This is a genomic window from Vibrio spartinae (genome assembly GCF_024347135.1).
Classification (GTDB): domain Bacteria; phylum Pseudomonadota; class Gammaproteobacteria; order Enterobacterales; family Vibrionaceae; genus Vibrio; species Vibrio spartinae.
Genome location: NZ_AP024907.1, coordinates 1,028,633 through 1,044,483 on the forward strand (window position 1 = coordinate 1,028,633; position 15,851 = coordinate 1,044,483).

General features: G+C 45.8%; 15 protein-coding genes and 2 tRNA genes. 6 read left to right on the plus strand and 11 right to left on the minus strand.

Features of this window, described 5'->3' with window-relative positions; translation table 11 throughout:
* Positions 1 to 9: 9 nt before the first annotated feature.
* Genes OCU60_RS04800 through rlmM form a run of 3 tightly spaced genes read left to right on the plus strand, consistent with a single transcriptional unit; the run spans position 10 to position 2,136 of the window.
* Positions 10 to 660, plus strand: a complete 651-nt coding sequence (locus OCU60_RS04800) for an alpha/beta family hydrolase (protein WP_074374139.1) — start codon at positions 10 to 12, stop codon at positions 658 to 660.
* The gene (locus tag OCU60_RS04805) at positions 650 to 1,048 is read left to right on the plus strand and encodes a DUF423 domain-containing protein (protein WP_074374294.1); all 399 of its coding nucleotides are present in this window, start codon (positions 650 to 652) and stop codon (positions 1,046 to 1,048) included. Before OCU60_RS04800 ends, OCU60_RS04805 begins: the two co-directional genes overlap by 11 nt.
* Positions 1,045 to 2,136, plus strand: a complete 1,092-nt coding sequence (rlmM, locus tag OCU60_RS04810; protein WP_074374138.1) for a 23S rRNA (cytidine(2498)-2'-O)-methyltransferase RlmM — start codon at positions 1,045 to 1,047, stop codon at positions 2,134 to 2,136. Before OCU60_RS04805 ends, rlmM begins: the two co-directional genes overlap by 4 nt.
* Before the next feature lie 40 nt (positions 2,137 to 2,176).
* Here rlmM and xni read toward each other — a convergent pair whose 3' ends face one another.
* The 5 genes from xni to queF all read right to left on the minus strand — a co-directional run bounded on the left by xni (position 2,177) and on the right by queF (position 9,409).
* On the minus strand, positions 2,177 to 2,959 hold the full coding sequence (gene xni, locus OCU60_RS04815; protein ID WP_074374137.1) for a flap endonuclease Xni: 783 nt from the start codon (positions 2,957 to 2,959) through the stop codon (positions 2,177 to 2,179).
* Positions 2,960 to 3,041: 82 nt separating this feature from the next.
* A complete protein-coding gene (ppnN, locus tag OCU60_RS04820) occupies positions 3,042 to 4,406 on the minus strand; it encodes a nucleotide 5'-monophosphate nucleosidase PpnN (protein WP_074374136.1) in 1,365 nt (454 codons plus the stop codon).
* Positions 4,407 to 4,624: 218 nt separating this feature from the next.
* On the minus strand, positions 4,625 to 5,890 hold the full coding sequence (locus tag OCU60_RS04825; RefSeq protein ID WP_370738691.1) for a GGDEF domain-containing protein: 1,266 nt from the start codon (positions 5,888 to 5,890) through the stop codon (positions 4,625 to 4,627).
* Positions 5,891 to 6,257: 367 nt separating this feature from the next.
* On the minus strand, positions 6,258 to 8,540 hold the full coding sequence (locus OCU60_RS04830; RefSeq protein WP_074374134.1) for a tetratricopeptide repeat protein: 2,283 nt from the start codon (positions 8,538 to 8,540) through the stop codon (positions 6,258 to 6,260).
* Positions 8,541 to 8,563: 23 nt separating this feature from the next.
* A complete protein-coding gene (queF, locus tag OCU60_RS04835) occupies positions 8,564 to 9,409 on the minus strand; it encodes an NADPH-dependent 7-cyano-7-deazaguanine reductase QueF (protein ID WP_074374133.1) in 846 nt (281 codons plus the stop codon).
* Between the two features lie 213 nt (positions 9,410 to 9,622).
* On the opposite strand from queF, the gene syd reads away from it, so the two are divergent.
* The gene (gene syd / locus OCU60_RS04840; protein ID WP_074374132.1) at positions 9,623 to 10,171 is read left to right on the plus strand and encodes a SecY-interacting protein; all 549 of its coding nucleotides are present in this window, start codon (positions 9,623 to 9,625) and stop codon (positions 10,169 to 10,171) included.
* A gap of 3 nt (positions 10,172 to 10,174) precedes the next feature.
* The gene (locus OCU60_RS04845; RefSeq protein ID WP_074374131.1) at positions 10,175 to 10,951 is read left to right on the plus strand and encodes a Zn-ribbon-containing protein; all 777 of its coding nucleotides are present in this window, start codon (positions 10,175 to 10,177) and stop codon (positions 10,949 to 10,951) included.
* A 95-nt stretch (positions 10,952 to 11,046) separates the two neighbouring features.
* Here OCU60_RS04845 and OCU60_RS04850 read toward each other — a convergent pair whose 3' ends face one another.
* The 3 genes from OCU60_RS04850 to metN form a co-directional block, all read right to left on the minus strand.
* On the minus strand, positions 11,047 to 11,856 hold the full coding sequence (locus OCU60_RS04850; RefSeq protein WP_074374130.1) for a MetQ/NlpA family lipoprotein: 810 nt from the start codon (positions 11,854 to 11,856) through the stop codon (positions 11,047 to 11,049).
* Positions 11,857 to 11,928: 72 nt separating this feature from the next.
* Positions 11,929 to 12,606 (minus strand): methionine ABC transporter permease, encoded by a 678-nt coding sequence (locus OCU60_RS04855; protein WP_074374129.1) that lies wholly within the window; start codon positions 12,604 to 12,606, stop codon positions 11,929 to 11,931.
* Positions 12,596 to 13,630 (minus strand): methionine ABC transporter ATP-binding protein MetN, encoded by a 1,035-nt coding sequence (gene metN, locus OCU60_RS04860; protein WP_074374128.1) that lies wholly within the window; start codon positions 13,628 to 13,630, stop codon positions 12,596 to 12,598. The genes OCU60_RS04855 and metN overlap by 11 nt, the downstream gene beginning before the upstream one ends.
* Before the next feature lie 323 nt (positions 13,631 to 13,953).
* On the opposite strand from metN, the gene gmhB reads away from it, so the two are divergent.
* Positions 13,954 to 14,502, plus strand: a complete 549-nt coding sequence (gene gmhB / locus OCU60_RS04865; RefSeq protein WP_074374127.1) for a D-glycero-beta-D-manno-heptose 1,7-bisphosphate 7-phosphatase — start codon at positions 13,954 to 13,956, stop codon at positions 14,500 to 14,502.
* A 219-nt stretch (positions 14,503 to 14,721) separates the two neighbouring features.
* Here gmhB and OCU60_RS04870 read toward each other — a convergent pair.
* From OCU60_RS04870 to OCU60_RS04880, 3 genes are all read right to left on the minus strand, one after another.
* Positions 14,722 to 14,806: transfer RNA gene (locus OCU60_RS04870), tRNA-Tyr, on the minus strand.
* Between the two features lie 53 nt (positions 14,807 to 14,859).
* Positions 14,860 to 14,944, minus strand: a tRNA-Tyr gene (locus OCU60_RS04875).
* A gap of 189 nt (positions 14,945 to 15,133) precedes the next feature.
* On the minus strand, positions 15,134 to 15,739 hold the full coding sequence (locus OCU60_RS04880; protein ID WP_074374126.1) for a YitT family protein: 606 nt from the start codon (positions 15,737 to 15,739) through the stop codon (positions 15,134 to 15,136).
* Positions 15,740 to 15,851 lie beyond the last annotated feature (112 nt).

A 15,851-nucleotide genomic window follows, 5' to 3' on the forward strand; every position in this document is an offset into this window, starting at 1 on the left:
AGTCAGGGCATGATAGCCAACGAATACCAACCCGGTAGTGAATATGTACAGTTTAACGGGCCAAGCGATGGGCCGGTGTTTATTTTTGCCCATGGTGCCGGTGCTGATATGACGCATGGGTTTATGGAGAATATCGCGTGTGGATTGGCCGCAACAGGGATTCGTGTGATTCGCTTTAATTTTCCTTACATGATTCGCCGAGCGCTGGAAGCGAGGAAGTTTCCGCCGGATCGTGCACCGAAACTGATTGCTGCTTTTGAGTCGGTCATACAATACTATGCGGCTCAACCTGTGGTAATTGGGGGGAAATCCATGGGCGGGCGTATGGCGAGTCTGCTCACCCAGCACCATCAGGTCAAAGGCATTGCCTGCTTAGGTTTCCCGTTTCATCCTCCGGGAAAGCCAGAGAAGCAGAAGGGAGAGCATTTAGCAACGTGTGAAAAGCCGTGTCTGATTTTACAAGGAGAGCGGGACACGTTTGGTTACCGTGAGGAAGTGATGGCGATGGCGTTGAGTCCGCAAGTTCAGGTGGTATATGTTCCTGATGGCGACCATAGCTTTAAGCCTCGCAAACGTTCAGGTCATACCGAGCAAGACAATATGGCCTTGGTGGTGGAACAATTAAGTGAGTTTATTTGGAGCACTCATGATGAAAAGTAAATTGCTATTTCTTTTTGCTGCCTGTTTTGGGGTATTTGGGGTAGGGCTGGGGGCTTTTGCTTCCCACGGTTTAAAAACAGTTTTATCGCCGAATTTACTCGGAGTCTTTGAAGTTGGCGTTCGTTATCAGTTTATTCACACCCTGGCCTTATTGGGATGCGGCGTGATGATACGACTTTCATTGCACCAAACGGTGCAGAAATATTTTTATCGGGCTGGAATCTGTTTTATTATCGGCATCTTTTGCTTTAGCGGCAGCCTGTACGCATTAGCGCTGACCGGGGTGAAATGGTTTGGTCCCATTACACCTTTCGGGGGCGTCTGCTTTATGCTTGGATGGGTGCTGATGTTTGTCGCTGCATGGAATATGAAAGAGGTGGATCAGTGAAGCAGGTCATGCTCTATTGCCGTGCCGGTTTTGAGAAAGAATGTGCCGGAGAAATTCAGGACAAAGCAAGTCGAATCGAAGTGTTTGGCTTTCCGCGGTTGAAATATCAAACCGGATATGTGCTATTTGAATGTTATCAGGATGGTGACGCCGATAAGCTGATTCGAGAGATCGACTTTCAGAGCCTGATTTTTGCGCGTCAGATTTTTGCAGTGTGTGTGATGTGTGAATCTTTACCAAAAGATGATCGAATCTCTCCGATTCTTCAGTCACTGGGTGACCTTGAAGGGGTGCCTCGCTGTGGTGATCTGCGGGTCGAAACCCCCGATACCAATGAAGCCAAAGAGTTGCTGAAATTTTGCCGTAAATTTACGGTACCGCTGCGCCAAGCATTGCGGGGGAAAGGCATTCTGTTTGGCAAAGACGAGCCGAAGAAACCGGTGCTGCATGTCTGTTTTGTCGCGCCCGGTCATTGCTACATCGGCTATTCCTATACCAATAATAACTCATCGTTTTTTATGGGAATTCCACGCTTGAAATTTCCAGCGGATGCACCGAGTCGTTCAACCCTGAAACTGGAAGAAGCATTTCATGTGTTTATTCCCCGCTCGGAATGGGATGAACGTTTAGCTTCAGGAATGTGGGCGGTTGATCTGGGGGCGTGTCCCGGCGGATGGACTTATCAGTTGGTGCAACGCTCGATGTTTGTTCACGCAGTTGATAATGGCATGATGGCGGATAGTCTGATGGACACCGGTCAGGTCAAACATCATATGGAAGATGGTTTCAAATTTGAGCCGGCGCGTAAAAATGTCACTTGGTTAGTGTGTGATATGGTCGAGAAGCCGGCTCGCGTCGCACAACTTATGGGAGAATGGCTGATCCGCGGATGGGCGAAAGAGGCGCTGTTTAATCTGAAATTGCCGATGAAGGGACGTTATGACGAAGTGTTGCAGGACATCGATAACCTGAAACATTTTCTGAAGGATAACCACGTCAACTTCCGGTTACAGGCCAAGCATCTTTATCATGACCGCGAAGAAATTACCGTACATGTCCGGAGCTTGTCCTATATTTCTCCTCACTGAGAGTCGCTGTCTGCTTTTGAGGTGCTCGGGGGCGTGTCTGTTATGACACGCTCTCCGGTGGCTGAAAGCGGATATCCTGCAAATTGAATCCCAACTGGATATCGGTTTTGAGGGTTGCGACTGCTTTGCACTGACGTGCTAATTCAATATGTTCTGTGAGTTTTTTCTGATATTTCTTCGGCAGCTCTGTACTTTGATAGGCCTGTTCAATATCGCTAAACTGATTGAGAATTTCCTTCGCAGCCTTTGGGCCAATCCCCGGAACCCCGCTGACTTGACTGGAATGAATGCCAGTGAGGGCCCAATAGTCACAAAGTTGTTCGGGGTGAACCCCAAATTCTTGGGTGATAAATTCTTGATCTAACCATCGATGCTGAAAATAATCCCGAATCCTCAACGTCGGAGAGAGCAACTGACAGTAGCCCTTGTCGGTTGAAATGATCGTCACTTGTTCCTGATGACTGGCGACTTTGGTGGCTAGCGTGGCAACCAGATCATCGGCTTCGTCTCCACTGGAGAGAAGAGAGTCAATACCGATTTCCCACCATGCTTGTTGAATAGTATCCATATTTTGTCTCAGCGCATCGGGCATCGGTTGCCGTTTTTCTTTATAGTGGGGCAGTCGTTCTGCACGCCAACCTCGATCTTCAGAATCATGATCAAACACGGCAATGATATGCGAGGGAGAGGTCTCTTGAATAATTTTGGCTAAAGTCCGGCTGGTTGTTTGGCACGTTCTTTCAATATCTTCAGCATTCGGTTGTGCTGAGTGAACGCGGCGAATCAGATTCAGTGCGTCGATAATGACAAGGTGTAGAGACATTCGCGTTCTTCACTTAGGGGCGTATTAGAATAAGGGCCGTGGCCCTCATTCTAATGGATAATGGTGTATTCGGGCAACCCTGCTACTTGTTGGCAATTTTATAGCAGGGTTCATAAGCCTGTCCGCCGGGCAGTTTCATGCGGTTTTGTTTGACGAAGTCTTTCAAGAGCTTGTCCATTTTTTGCATGATAGCCGGCTCTCCATCGATGATGAAAGGACCATGTTGTTCGATTTCCCGAATGCCTTCCGCTTTGACATTTCCTGTCACAATACCTGAAAACGCCTTGCGTAGGTTCGCTGCAAGCACTTCCGGTTTCTGGTTCATGTGAAGATCAAGATTCGCCATTGCATGATGATTTGGCACAAATGGTAACTGAAACTCTGGATCGATTTTGAGTGACCAGTTGAAACTGTAAGCATCACCATGCGCTTTTCTGAACTGGCGGACAACCGGCATTGACTCATTCATTTTGCGCGCGACTCTCGCGGGATCATCAATGATAATTTGATAGTGTTTGCGAGCCGCTTCTCCCAACGTTTCACTAATAAATTGATCGATTGAGTTAAAATAGTCTTCACTACCTTTCGGGCCGGTCAGAATAATCGGTAGGGGTTGTTCGGCATTATCCGGATGCATCATGATACCGAGAATATATAACAGTTCTTCAGCCGTACCGGGACCTCCGGGGAAAATCACAATCCCGTGCGCCATGCGGACAAATGCTTCCAGACGTTTTTCGATGTCTGGCATGATGATCAGCTCGTTAACGATCGGATTTGGTGGCTCGGCCGCGATGATTGAAGGTTCGGTCAGGCCAATATAGCGTGCATTTTTATAACGTTGTTTCGCATGGCCGATTGCCGCCCCTTTCATCGGACCTTCCATAGCTCCCGGGCCACAACCCGTACAGATATTGAGCTCGCGTAGTCCGAGTTCATTACCAACTTCCCGGGTATATTGGTATTCAACCGGGTTGATTGAATGACCGCCCCAGCAGACTACGAGGTTTGGCGTCAGTCCCGGCACGAGTGTCCGAGCATTACGTAAGATATCGAACACTAAATTGGTGTTATAGACCGAATCGACCTGATGATAGCGTTTGCTGTCTGCGACATGCATGTTGACATAAACAATATCCCGTAATACAGAACAAAGGTGCTCTTGAATTCCTTTGATGATTTCGCCATCAACGAAGGCATGTTCAGGTGGTTCGATAAGTTCTAGTTTGATGCCCCGTTCCCGTCTGAGGACGTTGACATCAAAGTTCTGATATTTATCCAAGAGCTCTTTAGAGCTGTCGGTGTGACTGCCAGAATTCAAGACAGCAAGTGTACAGTTTCTGTAAAGTTGGTATAGATCCCCACTGGATGCGGTTTTCTTCAGGCGTTCAACTTCAATCTGCGAGAGCAGATCCATACTTCCGGTCGGGCTGATATGAGTAATCATGAATGCCTCCTTGATAATAAGTACGGGATAATATGTTTTTCTAATATGTTGAGGCTAATGATAAATAGATAGAATAACTGTATGATTTTACAGTAACAATCTAGTCCGTAGATGATCAACTAGTGAACTGAAATAGTTTAATGGTGTGACTCGTATCACGCTATTGGGTTAATTTGATTAAAAAATACGCATTTCTGATGCGATTGTGCTTCAACGCCTTATTGCCAACTCACTTGGTTTGAACCGGCTTTTTTTGCTGTTTGCAATGCATGATAAACCTGTTCTACGAGCTCTTCCGGGGTATTTCCTTCTTGAAATGCAACGCTGGCAGCACTGAGTGTAATGGTGAGGTGTTTATCTTTAAATTTGAAAGGAAGCCGCTCGACTTGACGTAAAATGGTTTGCATGAGCAAATAGCTTTCCTGTTCGGCACGATCCGGCATGATGATCATGAATTCTTCACCGCCAAAGCGAGCAACTGTATCGGTTTCGGACAGTTCTTTTTGAATCGTTTTGGCAATGATTTTCAGGGCTTTATCACCTGCTGAGTAACCAAAGTTTTTGTTCAGTGATTTAAAGTTATCGATATCGAGTAACACCACGCGCAGGGGATGTTGGCTTTTGATCCAACGATGATATTCTAATTCCAGGCGGTTATGGAAAGCTGCTCGGTTATACACTTTGGTTAATGGGTCTTGCTGCACTCTCTGCGCTTGATCTTCAAGTCGGCAGCGATAGTCTTGGGTTGATTCATACAGTGACTCGGCCTGATTGCGCGTGTACGCCATCCGTTCAATTAATGCTTTTTCACGCTGCTCTGCGTGCGTGAGTCGTTCTGATAAAGCGGTCAACTGAGTCAGTAATGGGGTTAAACCGGATTTGAGTGAAGCATAATCTTGTTCTTCTTTGAGGATCTTATGACTTTGAGCCATCAGCGTGTTGAACTCTAGATTCATTTCCTGACGGTGTGACAGGTAACTCTGACTTTGTTGAATACTCTGTTTGGTACTTTTAAGATGCATCGTCAAAGAACTATTGATCTGCTCAAGGAATTGTTCTGATTTCTTACGCTCATAGGTTGTTCCCTCAACGACCAGACGCAGCACTTCCAGCGTCAGCTCCAGCAATGTATCGGGCGTCACGCCGACCAATAACTTGGCGCGAATATCCATCAGCACCTCTCCGGATTCGCCTTCAAAATCCAGCTCGGTGATCAGTGTTTGCAGTTCATCGGATAACTTTTTGTGCAGGGCTTGTTCTGCCGTATGACTCATCGCATTTGCACGTTGGGGATTCGTTGCAATAATTTTGACCGAGCGCTCATAAAGCCCCAGCAATTTTACCGCCTGCTCTGATTTTGGCGATGGATGAATGGAAGATACATTCAGTAGATCGCGAAGGTCTCGTTTTACCTTTGAAGGCAAACCGGGAATTCTTAACAAAGTCTCTCCGCCATGACGAATGTGGCGTTCAAGATTGGTCATTGGTTTTTCCATAGTCAACGTTTGTTGTTTCAGCATGTTTCAATCACAGCAAATTCAGGGGAAATCTGTATATTAAATATTAACGTTTTATTATTTTGTTCGTTGTTGCCAACGTAATCACGGGTCATTTGGCGTGTCATTGTCATGTTCACAGATGACAGAAAAATGATACATCGTTTCAATACACGATATTCTTTCTCTCAGATTTGACCCGAAGTTGCTTTGCGTGTCAAACGAACTTTATTGAGTTGGGAGCTGAACGGGTATCAGACAAGGGGGATGAGAATGGGCTCGCCTGTATGAACGAATGGATAAGCCCTTATTCTATCAGTGAAATTCATCCGCGAAAGCATGGCTGAGACCGTATCTATGTATCCTTGAGTAAATTTTTGATGCTTTCTTCATTTTTATGTGAAGAATGCACTTTGATCAATCCTTGGCTAATGGCTTGACGACAGGCTTGACGAATATCGTCGGTTGCAAAGCTGGCCGCAGGCGCATTGTCGATGGCTTTCAAATAGACCCAATGGCTACTTTGCTCCGTGACGCTGAGTTCTCTTGAAGCGCTGGTCGCCATCAGCAGGATATCCAGTAACTCCTTCTCATTGATGGCAGTGTACGCTTTCGGCAAAAACGGGTAATCAGCGATACCGATTCGAATAATCCGATTCAAGTGACCGGAAGGCTGGAACTCATTCACCCAAGTTTGAATTTTTTCGAACAATGCCTGCGGAGACGCTTCATCGCTCTCATCGGTTTGCATGTAGTTGTGTTCCACATAGACAAGGTTGGCATCCGTAAAATGAAACAGGCGCGTGTGTTGGTTTAGTTTGTCTTTCAGGTATTCGCCAAACGCTAACTCAAGCTTGAGACCTTCCGTGTAACCATGCTCAAGATACATATTCCGCAAGAAAGGAATATCGATCATCGCGAACCGTAAACGATCACTGAGCGGTTCGTGGATTAATTCACCGATATGCCATTGCTCATAGGTATGGCTGCTCTTTTGTAAAGAAGAAGAGAGGTCTTCATTTAGCATTCGCAGATTATTCAAACGAGAGCGAGAGTGCATGAACAAGTGATTATTGAGATATTCGATCTCTTCGTTCTGTTGCCGAATGATGTGGCCACGTCGTAAAATGAGTAGAAAGAAGATGAATCCGGCCGTAAAAAGACCGTAAGCGATATTTTGTAAATACCGATAATGTTTTTCTTGCTGTTTCAGCGCCCGATCCTGACCTGCCAAATGTAATGTTTGTTCGACAAACATTTTTTGCTGTTTGAAAGCTTCTTCACTGATGTGATTCAACTGATTTTGCTGTCTTTGGCTCAATTGGTTGTACTGACGTGAGTAGTTGAGCGCCTCTAAATAGTGCCCTTGTTTCTCTGATGCCTCGGAGAGTAGCTTAAACGCCTGCATCAATGTCTGATCGTCCTGAGTCTTGTCTGCCAGCACAGTGGACTGACGTGCCAGTGCAATCGCCCGGGATGTCTCTTTTTGATAAAAAGCGATCCCGGCTTTCAGGAGAAAGGTCTGTCCTTGGAGGCGGGGAAAGTTAAATTGTTCCAGCAATGGCTCGATTGCTGACAGATAATCCTCGGCCAGCGGGTAGTTATAAAGCTGCATATAGGTTGATGCCAGACGAATCCGCACCGCGATGAAAAGCTGCATGTTGTGCTGTGTGACTGAGTGATCCAGCACATTGAGATAATAGACGAGTGCCAGATTGAACTTACTTTGCTGATAATAGATATCGCCCATTCGTTTCAGGATATTGACCAGTACGGGAGACTCCTCATAGGCGTCATAAAAGTCAGCGGCCTGAGACAGATAAAGCAGCGCTCTATCAAGGACCTTACGTTCATAAAACAGTTGTGCCAGAAGCGAGTTCGTCATCGCCAGTAATGCACTATCATTGGATTCCAATGCACTCCAATAAGCGGTCAGTAGCTCTGACAGTGCTTTATTGTAACGCTTGTGACTCAGATAGTGTTTGCCGACCTGAATATGATACTCGATCTGTCTTTTGACGGATTGCGTTTGGCTGATGTAGGCTTTGGCTGCTTCATAATGGTTTACTGCCAGTTCATTCTCATTGGATTTTGAGGCAATTTCAGCCAGAAGCATCAAAATATTATAGTGAATTCTTTTGCCAAGCTGTTCCGCATTTTTAAGCTGAGCCAATTCGGCTGCAAGTTTTTTGAGCTGAGCCCGTGCCAGTTGTGCGTCATGATTGAGGAGCCAGTTGAGACGGATTTCCAACTGACGGACTTCGATTTCCAGATAAGGTAACTGGTATTTTTGGGTTAATGCGATGGCACTTTTCAGATAGCGCAGTGCTTTATCATAATACCCTTGACGAAAGAGCGCCTGAGCCAGAATTTCCATAGCTTCAACACTCGAATTCGGTGTGCGGATGAGATTGTCAGAACTTTCATTGGTGATCTTTGACGGTGATTTCTCGTTTGTATCTGATAAGGTTCTTTTGGTCAGGTAAGCTGACGTGAGTGACTGTGCTTCCTTCGGCGAAATATCCAGAAGTAGGTTGGCTTCTTCCAGTGTGGGAGAGGTATAAACACTAGCAAACACCACATGGCAGCTACTGAGAAGCAACCATAGAGATAGCGCATTCCGGATTGTTTTGAGCATTTGAACGGTCACTCCCAGCCTGTTTACTGACGAGCCATACGTAAGACGCTGGCCGGCTGGTTGTCTTCCGTTGAACGATAAGGATTAATATCCAGTCCGCCTCGACGGGTATACCGGGCATAAACGGTCAATGACTGTGGTGCGCAATATTTCATCAAATCGGTGAAGATTCGTTCCACACACTGTTCATGAAACTCATTGTGTTCACGGAAAGAGATCAGATAACGGAGTAGTGCTTCGCGATTGATCTGTCTGCCACGATAATGGATTTCAACGCTGCCCCAGTCCGGTTGATTGGTGATCAGACAATTGGATTTCAACAGATGACTGTGCAGGGTTTCTTCAACAAAGGTCTCTGTGGTTGCCTGTTCCAGATAGGCCGCGTTGAATGCATATTGGTCGATTTCAATATCCTGCTCGTCAATACATTCACCTTCCATTGTGATGATGTGCTGATGAGTAAAATCATTGACATGTCTGAGGTTCACGGTGACGTCTTCACCGGCACAGTGAGATAAATCAGCACTGAGTCTGGCATGAACCGTCTGCCAATCGTCAAATTTTGTTTGATTCAAACTGTTTAGATAGAGTTTAAATGACTTAGATTCGATCAGATTCGGGCTGGTAGCCGGGATTGAAACGTATCCAATCGCGACCTGTGGTAACCCTTTAGTATTGAGCCATGAAAGCTCGTAAAGCGTCCAGAGATCACATCCCTGAAACGGCAGGGCTTCCGACAAATGCAGGTCATCTCGGTTCAGGCTTCGGGGGACTGCTTGCAGCAGTGAAGGATCATAATGACTTGCATAGATAGTATCTTGGCCTAACTTAAGGTCAGCCAAGGCCTCAGTATCGGAATATTTGCTCATGTTCAGGACTAAATTCGTTTAGAATACGGGGAATTTTACGCAATCCACCCGCCAATGTCATTAGGCGTGGGCTGTCTTCGTGAAATGATCGGTAAATTACCGGAGAAAACCTATCATCAACGGAGCACGATTGCTTTCCTTGGCACGGACTGAAGAAACTTTGGCACGGGCTGAAGAAAACAGCGGTATCACAGTGATAATTCGGAGAATAACATGAGTGAAATGGTTCTATCATCATCCCTGACGAAGTTTTGTCAGCGTTATTTATTGGCCTATCAACAAGAACATGGTTCTTTGCCGATTAATACCGAATTAGCGGACTGGCCGTCGCCTTGTATTGATGATAAACAAGGTGACATTGTGTATTGGCAGCCAGTCAGTCGAAGTGAACCTGCTGATTTTGCAAATGCAGAGCAGGCGATTGAGCTGAATTTTCATGAGGCGATCAAGGCATTTTATGGCACGCAGTTTTGTGCTGATATGGCGGCGCGCTGGCAAGGCGAGTCATTAACATTACTTCAAGTCTGGAGTGACGCTGATTTTGACCGATTACAGGAGAATATTTTAGGGCATTTGGTCACCCAGCGTCGTTTGAAAATCAAACCCACTGTGTTTATCGCTTCCACTGATGCGGAACTCGATGTGATTTCGATTTGTAATCAGAGTGGTGAAGTCATTCTGGAGCGTCTTGGCACATCAAAACGCGACATCCTGGCACCGACACTCGATGCTTTTTTAGAACAATTAGAACCCATGGTGTAAGTGATGTACGTTGTTGAACTCCAGTTTGAATGTTTTGATAACACAACGGTTGCTGCCGTTGAAGGGGTGATTTCCGGTTTACTGGAAGCATTACGGTTTAACGGCCAGATTCTGGGCCGGGAATTTCCCGTTGTCATGGGAGACGGTGAGTTCTTTGTCCGGGCGGTATGTGCTGAAAAACAGAGTTTGCATCCGAATTATCACTCCGCTTTTGTACGCAGATGTATTGCAAGGCTGACTGAGGCGAGTTTGCTCGCGCCGAAAGTTCGTATTCTGGGGCAAGATATTCACTCCGAGCAAACGGATCCCGATGAGCCACGTGAGTGGCAGGTGCTTTATACGACCTATGTTCATACTTGCTCACCCTTACGGAATGGTGAAACGCTCCTGCCGATACCTTTATACCGCATTCCTGCGACATTTAATGGGGATCATAAAGCGGTGATTAAATGGCAGACGGAATGGCAAGCTTGTGATGAACTTCAGATGGCCGGTGGCTGCCAGGCTGAACATGCGGCTTTAAAAGAGATGATGATGCCGGATAGTGATTTGTTTAGGCGTGGCTGGGATTTACGTGGGCGTATTGAGTATTTGACGAAAATCCCTACTTACTTTTATCAGTACCGTGTCGGTGGGACCAGTTTAGAAAGTGAACAGCATCGTTGTTGTCCGAAATGTGGCGGTGAATGGCGGTTAGCCGAACCCCTGCATGATATTTTCCATTTCAAATGTGATACATGCCGGATTGTTTCGAATCTGTCGTGGGATTACCTGAAGTAAGTCATCAGAAAAAATGAAGCAATAAAAAAGGGCATGAAAATGCCCTTGTTTGCTTGATACAAATGTTGTTATCGCGTTGACGGCAAAACTTGGTTTTACCAGCCTTTGACAACACCGTCATTGAAGATTTTCATCGCAGCATTATAGACTTCATCGGTCTGATAAGCTTTCACAAAGTTTTGTACATTTTCGTTGTTGACGTTGTTTTCACGCGCGACGATCAGATTGACGTACGGTGATTCTTTGTCTTCGACAAACAGACCATCTTTTTCCGGAGAAAGGTGTAACTGGCTGGCAAAGGTGGTATTGATAACCGCAATGGCCACATCATCCAGTGAACGAGGCAGTTGTGCTGCGTCTAATTCCAGGATTTCTAACTGCTTCGGATTTTTCACAATATCTTGTACGGTTGCTTTCAAACCAACGCCATCGCGTAAGGTAATCAGACCTTGCTGCTGAAGGAGGATCAGTGAGCGACCGAGGTTGGTTGGATCATTTGGTACAGCAATCCGATCACCTTCTTTCAGCGCATCAACTGATTTGATTCTTTTGGAGTATCCTGCAATCGGATAAACAAATGTATTACCAGCAATCTTTAATTTGTAACCCCGATCGGCAATTTGCTGATCCAGATACGGTTTGTGCTGGAATGCGTTGACATCAACAGAACCATCATCCAGTGCTGCATTGGGCGTCACATAATCGGTGAATGTGACCAGTTCTACATCAAGATTGTATTTATCTTTTGCCACTTTTTTAGCGACTTCGGCAACTTGTGCTTCTGCACCGGCAATGACACCCACTTTGATTTTGTTATTATCGGCAGTTTTATCACCACAGCCGGCCAGCACCAGTGCGGAAGCTGCCGTAGCAATCGTGAGTAACCCCTTTAGACTTAATTTCATAAACTTCTCCTTGGCTTAATCCTGAGTGATGATCATCGATCATCGATGTTTTTATTGTTTAGCTATGGTTGCTTATCTATGGTCAACCCTGCGTACGATGGCATCACCAATGGACTGAATAATCTGAACAAGAACAATGAGCATCACGACAGTCACAGCCATGACAGTAATATCATAACGGTAGAAACCATAACGAATCGCCACATCACCGAGGCCACCACCACCAACGGTTCCTGCCATTGCTGAGTAACTCACCAGTGTCACCAGCGTAATGGTGACGGCGTTAAGAATCGTTGGCATCGCTTCCGGTAACAGAACTTTGGCGATAATTTGCAGCGGTTTCGCTCCCATGGCTTGGGCTGCTTCAACGAGACCGGCAGGGACTTCCAGCAGGGCACCTTCAATCAGTCGGGCAACAAATGGAATCGCGCCGATGGTCAATGGCACGATTGCTGCTGTTGTGCCGATAAACGTGCCGATCAATAGTTTGGTTAACGGGATAATCGCGACCATCAAGACCAAAAACGGCACCGAGCGGCCAATGTTGACCACTGCGCCTAAAACACGGTTAAAGCGTCGGTTTTCCATTAATCCCCTCGGTTTCGTGATATGCAGGATAACACCGAGTGGAATGCCGACGAGAAAGCCGACCAAACCTGAGATCGCAACCATATAGACCGTTTGCCAAGTTGCATTCAAAATCAGATGACTGTTTTGACTGACCCAGTCAACGATGAGGTTAATTGACATATCCAAGGACCTCTACTTTTACATGCTGTGAACGGAGATATTCGATTGCGGCTTGAGTGAGTGCATCTTCTCCAAAGAGTTCTGCGACCAACATGCCGAATTTAACACCGCCGGCATAATCGAGATCAGAACTGAGAATATTCACATCCACATTAAAATCCCGTGAGATATGTGAAACCAACGGGGCATCAACCGTGGCACCGGTAAACTCCATTCGAACGAGTGGATAGCCACTCGGAATGCGTTCCGGATGAAGACGACTTTCATAATCTTCCGGAATCGATAAATCCAGTGTTGAACGAATAAACTGGTGAGCGAGTTCTGTTTTCGGATGGGCAAAAATATCGCTGATACTGCCTTTTTCAACCAACTCACCGTCGCCGATGATTGCGACTTCGTGACAGATACTTTTAACGACATCCATTTCATGCGTAATCAGCAAAATCGTGATATCTAACTGGCGATTAATCTGTTTGAGCAGTTGTAAAATCGATTGGGTCGTGGCCGGATCCAGTGCACTGGTGGCTTCATCACATAGCAGCACTTTGGGGTCACTCGCCAATGCGCGCGCAATGGCGACGCGCTGTTTTTGCCCGCCACTGAGGTTGGATGGATAGGCTTGTTTCTTGTCGTCAAGGCCGACAAGTGTCAGCAATTTATCCACTTTATTATGGATATATTGCTGATTATGACCCGCAAGTTCTAGCGGCAGGGCAATATTGTCAAATACAGTTCGGGATGATAACAGATTAAAATGCTGGAAGATCATACCGATATTGCGTCTGGCCTGACAGAGCTGAGCTGCGCTCAATTTGGTCAGGTCAACACCGTCAACAATGACTTCACCACTTGTGGGGGATTCCAGCATATTGACACAGCGTATCAGCGTACTTTTCCCTGCACCGGAAGAGCCGATTACCCCAAAAATAGCCCCTTGCCGGATATGGAGATTAATGTCTTTCAGAGCGAGTATTTGATTATCGCCTTGACCGAACATTTTATTGACGTGATTTATTTCAATCATTAGAAACCCTGACTAGGACGTACTTTAGTTTATTAATTGAATTCCGCCTCAGATGACGAATTGCATGCTAAGGCATGGTGTGTTGAGAGATGATATCGTATTCAACCAGAACAACACCTGCGATTTGGTAGTGGATGCTATGGCTTCATGATAATGAAGTCAATCATTTTCGACGTCTAGACGTCTAAAAGGACCATTGTCGTCATTTGTGCGGAAAAAAGCAATCAAAAAACTGAAACGCGATACAAAGGGGATTTGGGTGTATCTCCGGCAGTGAGTTTGAGTATAATAACCCACATTAATTAGTCGGATGGGGTAAAGCTTTGGCTAAACCAGCAGTGTTTCTGGATCGCGATGGTGTGATCAATATTGATAGTGATTATGTTCATGATGAACATGATTTCCACTTCATTGATGGGATTTTTGAGGCAACAAAACGCTTGAAGGATATGGGATATCTTTTAGTGGTCGTCACCAATCAAGCGGGGATCGCGCGAGGTTTGTTTAGCGAAGATCGCTTTTTGAGCCTGACTCAGTGGATGGATTGGAATTTCATTGATCACGCGGTCGAGTTGGATGGGATTTATTATTGTCCTCACCATCCAGAACATGGTCTCGGTAAATATAAGCAGGACTGCGATTGCCGAAAACCCCAGCCCGGTATGTTTATCTCGGCGCGTGATTTTCTCGACATCGATATGGCAAATTCGGTGATGGTTGGTGATAAACCATCAGACTTGATTGCCGCTCAGGCCGCAGGAGTTGGCACTTCAATTTTGGTTCGCACCGGAAAACCAGTGACTGAAGATGGGGAATCACTTGCCGATGTGGTTCTTGATAGCATCAAAGATGTACCAGCCTATCTGGCGTGATGGCTTGTTATCCGGACGCGGGACAGAAAAATTGAGTTGATATCATATTGAATGTCATAAAGCGGGGAGGCGATTGATTCGTTCGTGTCTCTTTGCTGGCATTTATCGCAGTATGAGGTCGGTATTGAATCTGGCATCGCCACAGTCATTCAATCCGATGTGGGTGAATTGCCTGAATAAAGATAGAAAAAAAGCCAGCGATATGCTGGCTTTTCTATATGGTGGAGGGGGACGGATTCGAACCATCGAAGGCGGAGCCGGCAGATTTACAGTCTGCTCCCTTTGGCCACTCGGGAACCCCTCCAGAGTTTTGTTCATGCCTGAATCAGATCAACAATGATTCAAACATTTTGAATATGGTGGAGGGGGACGGATTCGAACCATCGAAGGCGGAGCCGGCAGATTTACAGTCTGCTCCCTTTGGCCACTCGGGAACCCCTCCAGGGTGTGCACTTTGTATTGAAGACATATTCCCGAAACATCTCTTCGGTGCGGGGCGCATCATAGCAAACCTATGCAGTCTGTAAAGACTTTTCTAATAATTTATGACTGAGTGATGTCTTTTTGGACAAATGTGCTATTTCTTATTCAACATCAGGATATATAAGGCAAAATCTACGCACTTTATTGTTTATGATGAACCGTAAGTGACAGAATATCGGGATGGTTTATGATTCATCGCCAGCACAATATTGAGTACAGCCGCGCTGAGTATTGAGACGGCAATTATTGCTGGGGACAGGTAAAATAAGGATGCACAGACAATTGATGCATCAATGCATAGTTGTGTTTTTCCCACAGAAATCCCGAATTTATCCTGAATCAATAAGCAGAAGACATTGAATCCGCCTAAGCTTGAACGATGGCGGAAAAGAATCAACATTCCCAGCCCCATCAAAAGTCCTCCTGTGATAGCACAGTAAATGACATTGACATCTGTTAACCGAATGAAGTGTGAAAATAGGTCGGTAAACAAGGAGACCAGTAGTCCGGAAATCAAACTGTTTAGCGTAAACCTGCGACCAAACCGTTTCCAGGCGAGCAAATAGAAAGGCGCATTGCATAACAGATACAGCACACCAAAAGAGTAGGGCGTTAGCTGGTTGAATAATAATGCTAATCCGGCAGTCCCCCCGGTAATGGCATGTGCTGCCTGCAGAAACATAATTCCCTGAGCAACCAAAAAGCTCCCGGTCATCATGGCAATGATATCTTCCTGAAATGTGTGTTTTTCCATTGAGGGTCAAAAGTATTGGGATAATTGCGGAGAATACTAAAGAAAAGGTGATGCTTTCGGTAGCTAGCAGCAGTAAATTCAGGTAAACCTATGTCTTTGGTTCTTTACATCA

Excerpts from the sequence above, each read along its gene's own strand:
- OCU60_RS04855 (WP_074374129.1), bottom strand. The coding sequence starts at position 12,606 with ATGTCAATTAACCTCATCGTTGACTGGGTCAGTCAAAACAGTCATCTG.
- metN (WP_074374128.1), bottom strand. The coding sequence starts at position 13,630 with ATGATTGAAATAAATCACGTCAATAAAATGTTCGGTCAAGGCGATAAT.
- OCU60_RS04800 (WP_074374139.1), top strand. The coding sequence starts at position 10 with ATGATAGCCAACGAATACCAACCCGGTAGTGAATATGTACAGTTTAAC.
- OCU60_RS04850 (WP_074374130.1), bottom strand. The coding sequence starts at position 11,856 with ATGAAATTAAGTCTAAAGGGGTTACTCACGATTGCTACGGCAGCTTCC.
- ppnN (WP_074374136.1), bottom strand. The coding sequence starts at position 4,406 with ATGATTACTCATATCAGCCCGACCGGAAGTATGGATCTGCTCTCGCAG.
- OCU60_RS04830 (WP_074374134.1), bottom strand. The coding sequence starts at position 8,540 with ATGCTCAAAACAATCCGGAATGCGCTATCTCTATGGTTGCTTCTCAGT.
- queF (WP_074374133.1), bottom strand. The coding sequence starts at position 9,409 with ATGAGCAAATATTCCGATACTGAGGCCTTGGCTGACCTTAAGTTAGGC.
- OCU60_RS04805 (WP_074374294.1), top strand. The coding sequence starts at position 650 with ATGAAAAGTAAATTGCTATTTCTTTTTGCTGCCTGTTTTGGGGTATTT.
- OCU60_RS04825 (WP_370738691.1), bottom strand. The coding sequence starts at position 5,890 with ATGACCAATCTTGAACGCCACATTCGTCATGGCGGAGAGACTTTGTTA.
- syd (WP_074374132.1), top strand. The coding sequence starts at position 9,623 with ATGAGTGAAATGGTTCTATCATCATCCCTGACGAAGTTTTGTCAGCGT.
- OCU60_RS04845 (WP_074374131.1), top strand. The coding sequence starts at position 10,175 with ATGTACGTTGTTGAACTCCAGTTTGAATGTTTTGATAACACAACGGTT.
- OCU60_RS04880 (WP_074374126.1), bottom strand. The coding sequence starts at position 15,739 with ATGGAAAAACACACATTTCAGGAAGATATCATTGCCATGATGACCGGG.
- xni (WP_074374137.1), bottom strand. The coding sequence starts at position 2,959 with ATGTCTCTACACCTTGTCATTATCGACGCACTGAATCTGATTCGCCGC.